Here is a 374-nt window from a genome sequence, read left to right as displayed (position 1 = left end):
GGTCCACGTTGGGCAGCACGTAGTCGTACTTGCCCTTGCCGCCGATGAAGGTACCCTCGGCGGCGTAGCCCAGGTTGAACTCATTGGCCGAGCCCCAGTTGATGCTGGTCGGCACGCGCACCAGCGCGGTCGATTCCACCTCGGTCTGCTCGTAGCGCACGCCGGCGGCCACATGCAGCGGCATCGTCCAGTCGAAGGTGGTGCGGTACTGCAGGTAGGCGCTCTTGGAGGTTTCGGTGGTGCGGATGTCTTCGGTGTACTCGGTGGGCGCCAGGTAACAGGTGGGGCAGGGCGGCTCGCCGTTGGCGGCGACCTGGCCGGCGCGTTCGCGCAGGCGGTCGAAATCGAACACCAGGAACTGCCCGGTCAGGCGC

At 67.1% G+C, this 374-nt stretch carries 1 pseudogene; it reads right to left on the bottom strand.

The annotated features are described in order from the left end of the window. Positions 1 to 374: pseudogene (locus tag AC1DN0_RS41860) on the bottom strand (TonB-dependent receptor); the annotation flags it as partial.

It is taken from the genome of Cupriavidus sp. 05N39 (genome assembly GCF_056397325.1).
This window is presented reverse-complemented; position numbering and strand designations above follow the sequence as displayed.